The following is a 13,717-nucleotide window of genomic DNA, read 5'->3' on the forward strand; positions in this document are numbered from 1 at the left end:
ACTCGGATTCATCGTGAAAACTGTTAAGGAGCAAGCGCTTGTTTGACCGTTATGAAGCTGGTGAACAGGCCGTTCTGGTACATGTCAACTTCAGTGATGAGGGTGAGCGGGAAGATCTGGAAGAGCTCAAGATGTTGGTGAGCTCGGCTGGTGTCAATGCGCTGGGGGTGATCACCACCAGTCGCAGTGCGCCCAGTGCCAAGTTTTTTGTCGGTAGTGGCAAGGCGGAAGAGATCGCGGACCAGGTGCAGATGCTGGATGCTGACGTGGTCATCTTCAACCATGCCCTGACCCCCGCCCAGGAGCGAAACCTGGAGCGTCTGTTCCAGTGCCGGGTGGTGGACAGAACCGGCCTGATCCTGGATATCTTCGCCCAGCGTGCCCGTACTCACGAAGGCAAGTTGCAGGTCGAACTGGCCCAATTGCGCCATCTTTCTACTCGTCTGGTCCGCGGCTGGACCCACCTTGAACGTCAGAAGGGGGGGATAGGCCTGCGCGGCCCGGGCGAAACCCAGCTTGAAACCGACCGACGCCTGCTGCGGGAACGCATCAAGGCGATTTTGCGTCGACTCGACAAGGTGGCGAAGCAGCGGGAGCAGGGGCGTCGTGCTCGCAACCGCAACGAAGTGCCGACGGTTTCTCTGGTTGGCTACACCAACGCCGGAAAATCCACTTTGTTCAACCAACTTACAGATGCCAGCGTGTATGCTGCCGACCAACTGTTCGCAACTCTGGACCCTACCCTGCGTAAATTGGTGATCCAGGATGTGGGTGATGTGATTTTGGCGGATACAGTTGGATTTATTCGACACTTGCCCCATGATCTGGTCGCGGCCTTCAAGGCGACGCTGCAGGAGACCCGCGAAGCGGATCTGCTGCTGCACGTGGTGGACTGTGCCGACGAGCAGATGCAGGAGAATGTCGATTCGGTACAGACCGTTCTGGCCGAGATCGAGGCGGATGACCGTCCCCAGCTGATGATCTGCAACAAGATCGACAAGCTGGCCGACAGACCCGCCGGTCTGGAACGGGATGAAGAAGGGCGCCCGGTACGGGTCTGGCTATCCGCCCAGACCGGGGAGGGCAGTGAATACCTGTTCCAGGCCCTGACCGAGTTGCTGGCCGGATCCATGGTCCATCACACCCTGCAATTACCCCCTTCGGCCGCCAGATTGCGCAGTGCGCTCTATCGGCTCAAGGGCATCGAGCAGGAAGGTTTCAGCGAGGAGGGGGATTTTGTCCTGGAGGTGCGCTTGCAAGTGGCCGACTGGAACCGCCTCATGAAGCAAGAAGGTGAGAGTTTACAACGCTTTATCAGACATTGATGAGTTCATGATGATGAGTGCCTAGCCGCCTCGTCATCCCTTGATGTTCGATAGAGATGATATCCATCCGCATGTATTAATGGAGACGCTGATGGCTTGGAATGAGCCTGGTAACAACGGCAAAGACCGTGACCCTTGGGGGAATAACGGCAAGAATCAGGGACCTCCTGATTTGGATGAGATGCTGCGCAAGGTGAGTCGCCGTTTCGGTGGCCTGCTGGGTGGCGGCAAGTCGGGTGGCGGTGATGTGGGCAAGTTTGGCCTCTCCATCGCCCTGGTGGTCGCCGTGGTGGTGTGGGTCGTCAGCGGCTTCTACACCGTTCGCGAGGCCGAGCGTGGCGTGGTGCTGCGCTTCGGGGAGTACTCCCACAATGTGGATCCCGGCCTGCGCTGGAAACCGACCTTCATCGACAAGGTGATCCCGGTGGATGTGGAGTCCGTGCGCTCCCTGCCCGCCTCCGGCTTCATGTTGACCCAGGACGAGAACGTGGTTCGGGTCGAGATGGACGTGCAGTATCGCGTGGTTGACCCTGAGCAGTACCTGTTCAGCGTGACCAATGCGGACGAAAGCCTGAGCCAGGCCACCGACAGCGCCCTGCGCTACGTGGTGGGTCACACCAAGATGGACGACGTGCTGACCACCGGTCGTGAGAAGGTGCGTCAGGAGACCTGGCAGGTGATCGATGGCATCATCGAGCCCTACCACATGGGTCTGCAGATCGTCGACGTCAACTTCCTGCCGGCGCGTCCGCCGGAAGAGGTGAAAGACGCCTTCGATGATGCCATCTCCGCCCAGGAAGATGAGCAGCGCTTCATTCGTGAAGCGGAAGCCTATGCCCGTGAAGTGGAGCCAAAGGCCCGTGGTCAGGTCAAGCGCCTGGAACAGGAAGCCGAAGGTTACAAGTCCCAGATCGTGCTGAAGGCCAAGGGTGAGGTCGCCCGTTTCAACGAGTTGCTGCCCCAGTATCAGGCCGCGCCCGAGCTGACCCGTGATCGTATCTACCTGGAAACCATGGAAGAGCTCTACCAGCAAACCAACAAGGTGGTGGTCGACATGCCGGCTGGCAACAACAGCATGATCTACCTGCCGCTGGACAAGTTGTCTGGCAAGGCGAATGCGGTGCAACCGGCTCGTCCGGCTGGCACTCCTGCGGTGGAGCCGGCCCAGCCGTCCAACGAAGGCGCCAACTCCACTCCGACCCCGCTGCGTGGCGGTGATCGTTTCAGCACAGGGAGAAACTAATAGATGAAGAAAATAGCTATTGGTGTCATCGCTGTGGCCGCCATGGTCTGCTTCTCTTCCGTCTTCATCGTCGATGAAGGGCAGAAAGGCATTGTCGTGCAGTTCGGCAAGGTGAAGCGCGTCGATTCCGGCGAGCCCCGTCTCTATGAGCCGGGCCTGCACTTCAAGGTGCCGCTCATCGACCAGGTGCGCAAGATGGATGCCCGTATCCAGACTCTGGAAGGCCAGGCGGATCGTTTCGTCACTTCCGAGAAGAAAGACCTCATCATCGACTCCTACGTGAAGTGGAAGATCGAGGACTTCTCCAAGTACTATCTGGCGACCGGTGGTGGCAACAAGATCCAGGCCGAAGACCTGCTCAAGCGCAAGATCAACAACGGTCTGCGTTCCGAGATCGGTAATCGCACCATCAAGGACATCGTCTCCGGTGAGCGTAGTACCGTGATGGAAGATGCACTGATGAAGATGGCGCGTTCCTCCGAGCTCGGCATCAAGGTGGTGGATGTGCGGATCAAGCAGATCAACCTACCGGTGGAAGTGTCCAACTCCATCTACCAGCGGATGCGTGCCGAACGGACCGCCGTTGCCCGTGAACACCGTTCACAGGGTCGCGAGCAGGCCGAGATCCTGCGTGCCGACATCGACCGCAAGGTGACCGTCATGATCGCCGACGCCGAGAGTAATGCGCGTCAGTTGCGAGGTGAAGGGGATGCCGAGGCCGCCAAGATCTATGCGGACAGCTACAAGAAGGATCCCGAATTCTTCAACTTCGTGCGCAGCATGGAGGCTTACCGCAAGAGCTTCGCCGGTGGCAACGACCTCATGGTCCTGAAACCGGACAGCGAGTTCTTCCGCTACCTCAAGTCGCCGCACGCTGGCAACCAGTAAGAGACGAACAATCGATACAAGGGCCTGATGATTCAGGCCCTTTTTATTTCAGCGGGATGAGCTCGCCGTGGCAGGCTCGTCCATAGGAGGAGAGAGAATGCTGACATCCATGCTGATGGGACTGGGGCTGCTCCTGCTGTTCGAGGGCCTGGGTCCCCTGCTGATGCCAAAGGCCTGGCAGCAGATGCTGAGGTTGATGAGCGATCAGCCTCCGGAACAGTTGCGCCGCATCGGCGGCTGTCTGGTGGTGGCGGGAGCCGTGATCCTCTGGGCACTGAGCCACTGAATGCCGTGAACCGGCTGGTCGATGCTCAGGTAACAGACAATAAAAAAGAGGCCCATGGCCTCTTTTTTATTGGATGAGAGCTTTTTAGGCGCTGCGCTGGACGGCCATCTCGGCCAGGGTGGCCAGGGCCTGCTTGTGCTCGGAGTCCGGCAGTATGGCAAGGGCTGCGATGGCCTTGTCGGCCTCTTCCCGGGCCCGCTGGCGGGAATACTCCAGTGCCCCGGTACGATCCAGAATGGCCAGGATCTGGTCCAGATGCTCCATGCCATTGCGGTGCTCGATGGCATCGCGTACCAGCTGGCGCTCCTCAGGCGTGCCTGCGGCCATGGCTCGCAGCAGCGGCAGGGTGGGCTTGCCCTCGGCCAGGTCGTCGCCGACATTCTTGCCCATCTCGTCGCTCTGGGAGCAGTAGTCCATCACATCGTCGATGATCTGGAAGGCGGTGCCGAGGTATTTGCCGTAATCCGTCATGGCCTGCTCGATGGCGGCGGGCTGATGGGTCAGCACGGCGGCGAGGCGGGTGGCGGCCTCGAACAGCTTGGCGGTCTTACAGTAGATGACCGTCATGTAGCTCTCTTCCGTGGTATCCGGATCGTTGCAGTTCATCAACTGCAACACTTCCCCCTCGGCGATGGTGTTGGTGGCATCCGACAAGATCTCCATCACCTTGAGGTTGGAGAGCTCGCTCATCATCTGGAAGGAGCGGCTGTAGAGATAATCGCCCACCAGCACGCTGGCGGCATTGCCATACAGGGCGTTGGCGGTCTCCCGGCCGCGGCGCAGATCGGACTCGTCGACCACGTCATCGTGCAGCAGGGTGGAGGTGTGAATGAATTCGATGATGGCGGCCAGTTTCAGGTGATCCTCACCCTCATAACCCAGTGCACGGGCGGCCATGACGGTCAGCATGGGGCGCATCCGTTTTCCGCCTGCACTGACAATGTAAAAACCCAGCTGGTTGATCAGGCTGACATCGGATTGGAGCCTGGCCAGGATCAGTTCATTGACCGCCGTCATGTCGGCGGCACAGAGCGCACGGATAGTCTGTTGGTCCATAAGTCTCGTAACGTGACGGCAGCATTTACTGCGTTTTTAGCAATGGCGGGGATTCTACACGATTTCACAATGGGTTACAGTTAAGCGTTTATTCACGGCGAGGGATATGCGCACAAAATAAACTTTTTGCTAAAATGGCCTTGCCTCGGCAAATCGTTCTGCGTAGAATGCCCGCCCATTGTTATAGGTTTTTGCGCGTGTCTGGCCTTGAGCAAAAGACACGCCTTTACGGAGTTAATCAAATGTACGCGGTATTCCAAAGCGGCGGAAAACAACACCGTGTGGCCGAAGGTCAAATCGTTCGTCTGGAAAAGCTGAACGTAGAGACTGGCGCTACCATCGACTTCAACGAAGTACTGATGGTTGCTGCAGGCGACACTTTTAAAGTAGGTGCTCCTTTCGTTGAAGGTGGCAAGGTTGTAGCTGAAGTTGTGGCTCACGGCCGTGGCGAGAAAGTGACTATCGTCAAGTTCCGTCGTCGTAAGCACCACCGTAAGCAAGCGGGCCACCGTCAGTGGTTCACTGAAGTCAAAATCACTGGCATCAGCGCTTAATTAGAGGAGTCCGATAGATGGCACACAAAAAAGCTGGCGGTTCATCCCGCAACGGTCGCGATTCTGAAGCTAAACGCCTGGGCGTTAAGCGTTTCGGCGGCGAAACAGTTCTGGCAGGCAGCATCATCGTTCGTCAGCGTGGCACCAAGTTCCACCCTGGCACCAACGTTGGCCTGGGCACCGACCACACTCTGTTCGCAACTGCGACCGGTAAAGTGCTGTTCGAAGTTAAAGGTCCGCAAAACCGTAAGTACGTCAGCATCGTTGCTGAGTAATTACGGACCGCAAGGATCCAAAGCCCCGCCAACAGGCGGGGCTTTTGTTTTTCTGATGAGTTTGACGAAAAAACGGCACGCGGCAGTGCTGGCGAAGACGGGCCCCATCGGCCAGATGCGTCTCGCCCGCGGGGGTCTGTACCACTATAATTGCGTATCGGTTTTTCGAATTGAAGGTGACGGTTACCTATGAAGTTTGTTGATGAAGTCCAGATTCGAGTCGATGCCGGTGACGGTGGTAACGGTTGTGTGAGCTTTCGCCGCGAGAAGTACATCCCGAACGGCGGCCCGGACGGCGGTGACGGTGGCGACGGTGGCGATGTCTATCTGATCGCCGACGAGAACCTGAATACCCTGATCGACTATCGCTTCGAGCGCTTCCACGCCGCCGAACGCGGCGAGAATGGCCAGAGCGCCAACTGTACCGGTCGCCGCGGCAAGGATCGTACCCTGCGCGTGCCGGTTGGTACCCGTGCCAGCGATGAAGACACCGGCGAACTGCTGGGGGATCTGACGACCCACGGCCAGAAGCTGCTGGTCGCCAAGGGCGGTTTCCACGGCCTTGGCAACACCCGCTTCAAGAGCTCGGTCAACCGTGCTCCGTACCAGAAGAGCAACGGCACCCCGGGCGAAGTGCGGACCCTGAAACTGGAGCTGCTGCTGCTGGCGGACGTCGGCATGCTGGGCCTGCCCAACGCCGGCAAGTCCACCTTCATTCGCGCCGTTTCCGCCGCTCGTCCCAAGGTGGCCGATTATCCCTTCACCACCCTGGTACCGAACCTCGGCGTGGTACGGGGTGAAAACTCCCGCTCCTTCGTCATCGCCGACATCCCGGGCCTGATCGAAGGGGCCGCAGAAGGCGCAGGCCTTGGCATCCGCTTCCTCAAGCACCTGGAACGTTGCCGCGTGCTGCTGCACCTGGTGGACATCTGCCCGGTGGATGGCTCGGATCCTGCCGACAATGCAGTGACCATCGTCCGCGAGCTGGAGAAATACAGCCCGGAGCTGGCGAGCAAGCCGCGCTGGCTGGTATTCAACAAGATGGACCTGATCCTGGAAGAAGAAGCCCAGGAAGTGATGGACAGAGTCAAGGCCGCCCTCAACCACGAAGGGCCGGTCTACGCCATCACCGCCATCACCAAGGAAGGGACCAAGAAAGTCTGCTACGACATCCTGGATCTGCTGGATACCATGCCCCGTCAGCTGGAGGCCGATGCCAAGGCTGCCATCGAGAAGGTGGAGTTCAAGTGGGACGATTACCACAAGAACCAGCTGGCCCAGGCCGAGGCGGAAGCACTGGCGGCCTCCAAGGCCTTCGACGACGCCCTGGATGACGACGATGACTGGGATGACGAAGACGACGACGGCGTCGAAGTCATCTACGTACGCGACTGATCATCACCTTGTCGCGACGAGACCGGAGCCTGGCAACAGGCTCCGGTTTTTTTATGGGAAGCTCGACGGGATCACCTTATAGATATATTTGCCATGCAGCTTCTTGCCTGTTGTTCGTGACAATTTATACTGCGCAGCTGAACTTAACCTTGTTGAAACAATATGCTAACTATTTTATGTTGAATCAATATGCATGACTGTTTTGGTTTGTTCTTATGGATGGTTTGTCTGTAATAATATTTATGCTTGAAATGATCCGTTAAAAGCTTGTTTGTGCATTTATTTGGGTTATTCTTGCGCCCGTTTGTCGGGCGAGGGCATGAATATGCAGGCGGCCTGGCTGAAGGAAAAGTCACAAGAAGGCTGTAAATCATGTTGGAAAAGACCCTGCAGGCGCCGGCGGTTCATACTCGCCGCAACCTGCTGATGTTCCTCATCCCGTCTCTCATCGGGATCCTGCTGTTTATGACCCCGGTCATCTATGATGGCAACGTTACCATCCCCGTCGCCGTGCTGGCGAAACTGGTGCAGGTCGTGTTCGCCGATCATCTGGTGGCCATGGTCAGTGCCATCATCACCACCACCATGCTGATGACCCTGGTCGCCTGGCTGTTCAAGCCGGCCATCCTGGTGCGTCGCCCCTTTCTCAACAGCTTGTTCAACGTCTCTCCATTCTGGGCCTGCGTGCGGGTGTTGGGTGGCATCTTCGTGCTGCTGACCTTCTTCGAGGCGGGGCCCGAGGTGCTGCGCTCCGGTGCGACCGGCGGCCTGGTGCTGCACGATCTGCTGCCGGTGCTGTTTTCGGTGTTCATCTTTGCGGGCTTGCTGCTGCCGCTGCTGCTGGACTTCGGTCTGCTGGAGTTCGTCGGTACCATGATGACCCGCATCATGCGGCCGGTATTCCGTCTGCCGGGTCGCTCGGCGGTGGACTGCTTCGCCTCCTGGCTCGGCGATGGCAGTGTCGGCATTCTGCTTACCAGCAAGCAGTATGAAGGCAAGTTCTACACCCAGCGGGAAGCCGCTGTCATCGGCACCACCTTCTCAGCGGTCTCCATCACCTTCTGTCTGGTGGTTATTTCCCAGGTGAAACTGGAGCACATGTTCGTGCCCTTCTACCTGACGGTCTGTCTGGCCGGTGTGGTGGCCGCCATCGTCGTGCCGCGTCTGCCGCCGCTCTCCTGGAAGAAGGATGTCTACAGCGATGGTGCCCCCCTGTGCCGCAAGCAGGAGGCCATTCCCCATCAGCACAGCGTGCTGAGCTATGGCTACCAGCGTGCGTTGACCAAGGCCGACAGCATGACGGATCTCGGCTCCGTGGCGCGGGAAGGGGTGAAGAATGCCCTGGACATGGTGTTTGGCGTGCTGCCGGTGGTGATGGCCATCGGTACCTGTGCCCTGATGCTGGCGGAGCATACCCCCGTGTTCAACTGGCTGGGGGCCCCCTTCGTGCCCTTGCTGGAACTGCTGCAACTGCCGGAGGCCGAGGCGGCCTCCAAGACCATCATGGTCGGCTTTGCGGACATGTTCATCCCGGCGGTGCTGGCCTCGACCATAGAGAGCGACATCACCCGCTTCGTCATTGCCGCCATGTCGGTCACCCAGCTCATCTACATGTCGGAAGTGGGCGCCCTGCTGCTCGGCAGCAAGATCCCGGTCAAGCTGTGGGAGCTGTTCGTCATCTTCCTGTTGCGCACCCTGGTAACCCTGCCGGTCATCGCCGGTGTGGCTCACCTGCTGTTCTAAGCGGCGCTCTGGCAACTCAAAACGGTCAACTCGGGTTGGCCGTTTTTTTATGGGCAAGATTGTGCTTCTCACCCGCTTGAACCTGCGGTTCTGTCTTGACCACAAGGCGCTCCCGGCTCCCAAGGTTTTTCCTTATGGCGACAGGTTGGATACCTTCGCGGAGCCGACACTGCCGGTAAGCAGAGCCTGGCACTGCGCCTCATCGAGCTGTGCCGGGGAGAGGAACTGCTCGGCATAGTCGCGCCAGACGCCGCTTTCGATGAAGAGGGTGAACAGCGCCGGATCGATGTGATGCTCCTCCACCATGCGCAGCATGATGGTGAGCGCCTCGGAGACCGTCTTGCCGGACTTGTAGGGGCGATCGCTGGCGGTCAGTGCCTCGAAGACGTCGGCGATGGCCATGATGCGGGCAGGAATGCTCATCTGTGATCCCTGCAACTGGCGCGGATAGCCCTTGCCGTCCATCCGCTCGTGATGACCACCGGCGATCTCCGGCACCTTGCGAAGGTGCTGGGGGAAGGGGAGGCGCTCTAGCATGCGGATGGTCTGGACGATGTGGTCGTTGATCTTGTAGCGCTCTTCCTCCGTGAGGGTGCCGCGGGAGATGGCGAGGTTGTAGCGCTCCCCCCGGTTATAGAGCTGGGGAGGCACCTTGACCTTGAAGCCCCAGGGATTGTGCTCGGCGAGCTTGTCTTGTTTGGGCCTGGGAATGAGATGTTCCGGCTTGTCTGCCAACAGGGACTCGAGGTGGGGCAGGGTGGGGGCTGCACCATCCGGATGGCGCTTCAGCTCCTCCCGGCTTACCCCCAGTCGGTCATCCAGGGTGCGCAGCCAGGTACGGCCGGCAATGGCATCCAGCCGTGCCAGCTTCTCTGGCGCCATCCATTCTCCCCCGAGGTTGCACTCGGCGACGAAGGCAAACTCCTCATCCAGGGTGGACCAGAGCGGGGCCACCGCGTCTTGGCACGCCTGCCGTTCTTGCGCTGGCAGGCGGGATGTCAGCGCCTCGATGTAAGCGTCACGTTTGAGCACTTCGAAGCGGGTGCGGATCTCGTGGATGCGATCGTAGATGGTCTCGAGCTTGGTGGCCTTGTCGACCACGAACTCGGGGGTGGTGACCTTGCCGCAGTCGTGCAGCCAGCTCGCGATATGGATAGCTTCCCACTCCTCTTCATTGAGCCGAAAGTCGGCAAACGGACCCTGCTGCTGGCTGCAGGCCGCCTGTGTCAGCATGCGGGTCAGTTCGGGCACGCGCTGGCAATGGCCACCGGTATAGGGACTCTTGGCATCGATGGCACCGGCGATGAGCTCGATGAACGCCTCCAGCAGCTGCTTCTGCTCTTCCAGCAGACGCTGGTTTTCGATGGCGGAGGCTGACATGCCAGCCAGTGCTTCGATAAGGCTGATGCGAGAGGCCAGCTCGGCGGCCGAGCATCGGGGCAGGATCAGCAGCAGGCAGCCGATCAGCTCCTGACGGTGGTTGTAGAGAGGCTCGGCCAGCAGCTGATGGGGGCCGGGAAAGGGGCCCCAGTCCGCCAGATATTGTTGCCAGTGCTCTTCATCCAGAGGCAGGCTGAGCCGCTCCGTATGATAGAGCCCGCCGAGCAGCGCCTCCTGCCAGCGTACCCGCTCGCAAGGGATCGGTTGCTGCTGCCAGAGGGCTTGTACCGCCGTCATCTGCTTGTCTTGGGCAAGATAGAGACAACCCCCTTCGGCCTGTGCCGCCGCCACCGTCTCGTGCAGGATGCGGTTGAGCAGGGAGTCGAAGCGGCGCTCGGCGGAGAGCGCCCGTCCCATGTTCATGAAGTTGCCGAGGGTCAACCGCATGCCTGACATGGTTCGGGCCAGATCGTCGATCTCCTGTATGGGGGTGTCGGGCACCTTGCGCTCGCTGAAGTCGAAGTGCTGGATAAGCTTTGCCTCCTGGGTCAATGCCAGCAGCGGCGCGGCGGTCTGTCTGGCCACCAGCCAGATGATGGGCAGCAGGAGCAGTAAGCCGGCCAGGGTCAAGATGAGGTTCTGCAGCGCCTCGTGACGGGCTTGCGCCGTCAACGCCTCCATCGGTGCCAGCAGGGCGATATAGAAGGGAGAGCCCTCCCCGAGAGGGGAGAGATTCACCAGCCAATCATTCTTGTCCGCTGTGGTCAGGGTGAAGGTCTGCTCGTCCGGGCCGTGCAGCAGAGTGGGATGGGTCGCTATCTGCTGCTGTAACAAGGTCAGCACGGGGGAAGCGAGCGCCGACAGCGTCGGCAGGCGGCTCAATTGATCGAAACTCGGCAGCCGCTTGGGATCGGCGGCCAGCAGAGTGCCCATCTCATCGAACAGCACCAGCTGGCAGTGGCTGGGCAGGGAGAGGCTGCCTATCTGGGCGGAGAGCCCCTCGACCCCCATGTCCAGCCCGATCACCGCCTGGCGATCGTCACTTTCCACCGCCAGCGTCATGCCGGGTTCCCGGGTGGTGAAGAAGAGATAGGGATGCGTCGCAATGATGCCGTTTTGCCAGCGGGCCTCCTTGTACCAGTCACGACTGCGAGGATCGAAGCTGTAGTCGGGCATGAGTCTGCGTTCGAGCAGATGCAGCCGCTTGTCGAAGTAGAGGAACTCACCCTGGCCCTGACTCAGGCTCTGTACCAGCAGGGTGCTGGCGGGCGGGGCCTGATCCAGCCGCTCCCTGGCACGTTTGGTCAGCTTGCGTACCAGGAAAAAGTCGCCGTTCTGGTAACCTGCATAGATGGCGCCATAGCTGCTGCTGTTGCCCAGTACCTCGGCGAGCTGCGGCAGATAAGTGAGGCGGGCCTCCAGATCGGGCATGGCTGCCAGTTGCCCGCTGCGCAGCAGGCTCAGGGACATGCGGGCCGGTCGTTCGTTCAGCTTGAGGGTCAGCGCCAGCTGTTCGCGATATTGCAGAAAGCTCTGGCGCTCGTGTTCCTGTCCCTGCTGCATGCCTTGCTGGTACTGCAACACAATGAGGAGTCCCCCCAGCAGGCTGAACAGCAGAATGAACAGGGTGGCGATATGCACATAGAAGGGCCGGCAGTTGAGCTTTGATTTTGTCATGGACGCATCCTTGTCCCACTCTCATCCATCGCCTTGGCGACTATTCAGTGTGTTCGAAGGATGACAAAAAACACAGTAGCTGACAGAAGAATATTCGAGGGAAAAAAGCGGCCCGCTGGGGCCGCCGGGATCAGGCCAGTACGGCGGCGGGCACCAGGGTGACGGGGGCGTCTTTCACCTCGTGCCACTTCTGCTGGTTATCCTGATATTTGTAGTTGGCGGTGCCGGACTTCCAGTCCTCGCTCAGCACCATGCGCAGCTCGAAGTTGGGCAGGATCACGGGGCCAATGCCCGCATGTTGCGGCCACTTGATGATGGGGTAGCCCTGGGCCGTCACCAGGATGTGGCACTGCTTGGGCATGACACACATGTAGGTGTATTGGCCCTTGACCTCCGAGGCCTGATCCAGCGGCGGATTGGTGGCCTGGGTCAGGTGGGCGACGCCGTTCAGGGTCTCACCCGGGGTATAGACGCTGAGGTTGAGGCGCAGCAGAGGGGCACCCGGTATGGCTTTCCCGATGTCGAAGGTGGCGAGGAAGAGGCCGGTTTTGGTATCAGTGGTCGCATTCATGCCTGTGTTCTCCGGTTGGTCGTGTTGAGAGTCCTGCCCACAACAGATGACGAGCCCACTGAGGGTAGTGCCGTGCGAAGCTGGTCGTTAGTGTATAAAGTGCCACTTGACGACAGCCTGAGACTGACATAAAGCAATATGAATTGTTTTAAAATTTAATAATAACAATTGGTTATATTCATCCCTTGATGCTGTCAGGGCTGCGTATCAGGTAACTCCGATCCCAGCTCCAGGGTGGTCTGGCATGGGTCATTGAGATATCTCATGCTACATTGCCCACAGCCTGTTGAACCCGACGCAATGGAGTGTCCCATGTCCGCCATCCCTTATTCCGTCCTCGATCTCGTTCCCGTCCCCGAAGGCACAGTCCCTGCCGACGCGTTTCGCCACTCCCTCGATCTGGCCCGCCATGCGGAACAGTGGGGCTATCATCGCTATTGGCTGGCGGAGCACCACAACATGCCGGGCATTGCCAGTGCCGCCACCTCGGTGCTGATCGGCCATCTGGCCGCTGGCACCCGTACACTGCGGCTGGGGGCTGGTGGCATCATGCTGCCGAACCACTCCCCCCTGGTGATTGCCGAGCAATTTGGCACGCTGGCTTCCCTCTATCCGGATCGCATCGATCTGGGGCTCGGGCGCGCGCCCGGTACCGATCAGCGCACCATGCAGGCCCTGCGTCGCCAGAAGAGCGGCGAGGTGGATGACTTCCCCGCCGATGTGCGCGAGCTGATGCATTACTTTGGTGACGAGGTAGGGGCTGTGCAGGCCGTTCCCGGTCAGGGGCTGCATGTCCCCATCTGGCTGCTGGGCTCCAGCCTCTACAGCGCCCAGCTGGCGGCGGCCATGGGGCTGCCGTTCGGCTTCGCCTCCCACTTCGCGCCCGGGTTGCTGTTGCAGGCCTTGGAGCTCTATCGTACCCAGTACCGCCCCTCTGCCCGTTGGCCCAAGCCCCACGCCGTGGTCTGCATCAATGTGATCGCGGCGGATACCGAGCGGGAGGCCCGCTTCCTGTTCACCACCTTGCAGCAGCAGTTCCTGCGGCTCTATCGCGGCGATGCGGGCAAGCTGCCCCTGCCGGTACAGGATCTGGGGGAGGAGTGGTCACCGCGAGAGTTGATGGCGATGGAGCAGACCCTGGCCCGCTCCCTGGTGGGTGACAGAGACAAGGTGCGCCACGGCTTGCAGGCGCTGCTGGCCGAGACCCGGGCGGACGAGCTGATGTTCAACGGTCCGATCGTCTCCCACGAGGCCAGATTGCACTCGTTCGAGATTGCGGCCGAGCTGATGCAGAGCCTCTGAGCCGTGGACGGAAATAACTATA

General features: G+C 59.9%; 12 protein-coding genes. 9 read left to right on the forward strand and 3 right to left on the reverse strand.

Going from position 1 to position 13,717, the window contains the following annotated elements; translation table 11 throughout:
• Positions 1 to 38: 38 nt before the first annotated feature.
• The 4 genes from hflX to VZC39_RS04070 all read left to right on the forward strand — a co-directional run bounded on the left by hflX (position 39) and on the right by VZC39_RS04070 (position 3,742).
• Positions 39 to 1,325 carry a ribosome rescue GTPase HflX gene (hflX, locus tag VZC39_RS04055; RefSeq protein ID WP_349921170.1) on the forward strand — a complete coding sequence of 429 codons (1,287 nt, stop codon included), beginning with the start codon at positions 39 to 41 and terminating at the stop codon, positions 1,323 to 1,325.
• 91 nt (positions 1,326 to 1,416) lie between these two features.
• Entirely contained in the window at positions 1,417 to 2,568 is a 1,152-nt protein-coding gene (hflK, locus tag VZC39_RS04060; RefSeq protein ID WP_349921171.1) for an FtsH protease activity modulator HflK, read from the forward strand.
• Between the two features lie 3 nt (positions 2,569 to 2,571).
• Entirely contained in the window at positions 2,572 to 3,456 is an 885-nt protein-coding gene (gene hflC / locus VZC39_RS04065) for a protease modulator HflC (protein WP_349921172.1), read from the forward strand.
• A 97-nt stretch (positions 3,457 to 3,553) separates the two neighbouring features.
• Positions 3,554 to 3,742 carry a DUF2065 domain-containing protein gene (locus tag VZC39_RS04070; protein ID WP_349921173.1) on the forward strand — a complete coding sequence of 63 codons (189 nt, stop codon included), beginning with the start codon at positions 3,554 to 3,556 and terminating at the stop codon, positions 3,740 to 3,742.
• 84 nt (positions 3,743 to 3,826) lie between these two features.
• Here the strand turns inward: VZC39_RS04070 and ispB are convergent, their stop codons facing one another.
• A complete protein-coding gene (gene ispB / locus VZC39_RS04075; RefSeq protein WP_349921174.1) occupies positions 3,827 to 4,798 on the reverse strand; it encodes an octaprenyl diphosphate synthase in 972 nt (323 codons plus the stop codon).
• Between the two features lie 242 nt (positions 4,799 to 5,040).
• Here ispB and rplU point away from each other — a divergent pair, with 242 nt between their 5' ends.
• From rplU to VZC39_RS04095, 4 genes are all read left to right on the forward strand, one after another.
• The gene (gene rplU / locus VZC39_RS04080; protein ID WP_005304210.1) at positions 5,041 to 5,352 is read left to right on the forward strand and encodes a 50S ribosomal protein L21; all 312 of its coding nucleotides are present in this window, start codon (positions 5,041 to 5,043) and stop codon (positions 5,350 to 5,352) included.
• 17 nt (positions 5,353 to 5,369) lie between these two features.
• Positions 5,370 to 5,627, forward strand: a complete 258-nt coding sequence (rpmA, locus tag VZC39_RS04085) for a 50S ribosomal protein L27 (protein WP_005911261.1) — start codon at positions 5,370 to 5,372, stop codon at positions 5,625 to 5,627.
• 189 nt (positions 5,628 to 5,816) lie between these two features.
• The gene (cgtA, locus tag VZC39_RS04090) at positions 5,817 to 7,022 is read left to right on the forward strand and encodes an Obg family GTPase CgtA (protein ID WP_434665914.1); all 1,206 of its coding nucleotides are present in this window, start codon (positions 5,817 to 5,819) and stop codon (positions 7,020 to 7,022) included.
• A 372-nt stretch (positions 7,023 to 7,394) separates the two neighbouring features.
• Positions 7,395 to 8,765, forward strand: a complete 1,371-nt coding sequence (locus tag VZC39_RS04095; protein WP_434665916.1) for a YjiH family protein — start codon at positions 7,395 to 7,397, stop codon at positions 8,763 to 8,765.
• A 132-nt stretch (positions 8,766 to 8,897) separates the two neighbouring features.
• Here VZC39_RS04095 and VZC39_RS04100 read toward each other — a convergent pair whose 3' ends face one another.
• On the reverse strand, positions 8,898 to 11,822 hold the full coding sequence (locus VZC39_RS04100; RefSeq protein WP_434665919.1) for an HD domain-containing phosphohydrolase: 2,925 nt from the start codon (positions 11,820 to 11,822) through the stop codon (positions 8,898 to 8,900).
• 130 nt (positions 11,823 to 11,952) lie between these two features.
• On the reverse strand, positions 11,953 to 12,393 hold the full coding sequence (locus VZC39_RS04105) for a DUF1842 domain-containing protein (protein WP_434665922.1): 441 nt from the start codon (positions 12,391 to 12,393) through the stop codon (positions 11,953 to 11,955).
• 312 nt (positions 12,394 to 12,705) lie between these two features.
• On the opposite strand from VZC39_RS04105, the gene VZC39_RS04110 reads away from it, so the two are divergent.
• A complete protein-coding gene (locus VZC39_RS04110) occupies positions 12,706 to 13,695 on the forward strand; it encodes a luciferase-like monooxygenase (RefSeq protein WP_434665925.1) in 990 nt (329 codons plus the stop codon).
• Positions 13,696 to 13,717 lie beyond the last annotated feature (22 nt).

Source organism: Aeromonas sp. NJAU223 (genome assembly GCF_051125555.1).
Taxonomy (GTDB): Bacteria; Pseudomonadota; Gammaproteobacteria; order Enterobacterales; family Aeromonadaceae; genus Aeromonas; species Aeromonas veronii_G.

Excerpts from the sequence above, each read along its gene's own strand:
- hflK (WP_349921171.1), top strand. The coding sequence starts at position 1,417 with ATGGCTTGGAATGAGCCTGGTAACAACGGCAAAGACCGTGACCCTTGG.
- hflC (WP_349921172.1), top strand. The coding sequence starts at position 2,572 with ATGAAGAAAATAGCTATTGGTGTCATCGCTGTGGCCGCCATGGTCTGC.
- VZC39_RS04070 (WP_349921173.1), top strand. The coding sequence starts at position 3,554 with ATGCTGACATCCATGCTGATGGGACTGGGGCTGCTCCTGCTGTTCGAG.
- ispB (WP_349921174.1), bottom strand. The coding sequence starts at position 4,798 with ATGGACCAACAGACTATCCGTGCGCTCTGTGCCGCCGACATGACGGCG.
- rplU (WP_005304210.1), top strand. The coding sequence starts at position 5,041 with ATGTACGCGGTATTCCAAAGCGGCGGAAAACAACACCGTGTGGCCGAA.
- rpmA (WP_005911261.1), top strand. The coding sequence starts at position 5,370 with ATGGCACACAAAAAAGCTGGCGGTTCATCCCGCAACGGTCGCGATTCT.
- cgtA (WP_434665914.1), top strand. The coding sequence starts at position 5,817 with ATGAAGTTTGTTGATGAAGTCCAGATTCGAGTCGATGCCGGTGACGGT.
- VZC39_RS04095 (WP_434665916.1), top strand. The coding sequence starts at position 7,395 with ATGTTGGAAAAGACCCTGCAGGCGCCGGCGGTTCATACTCGCCGCAAC.
- VZC39_RS04100 (WP_434665919.1), bottom strand. The coding sequence starts at position 11,822 with ATGACAAAATCAAAGCTCAACTGCCGGCCCTTCTATGTGCATATCGCC.
- VZC39_RS04105 (WP_434665922.1), bottom strand. The coding sequence starts at position 12,393 with ATGAATGCGACCACTGATACCAAAACCGGCCTCTTCCTCGCCACCTTC.
- VZC39_RS04110 (WP_434665925.1), top strand. The coding sequence starts at position 12,706 with ATGTCCGCCATCCCTTATTCCGTCCTCGATCTCGTTCCCGTCCCCGAA.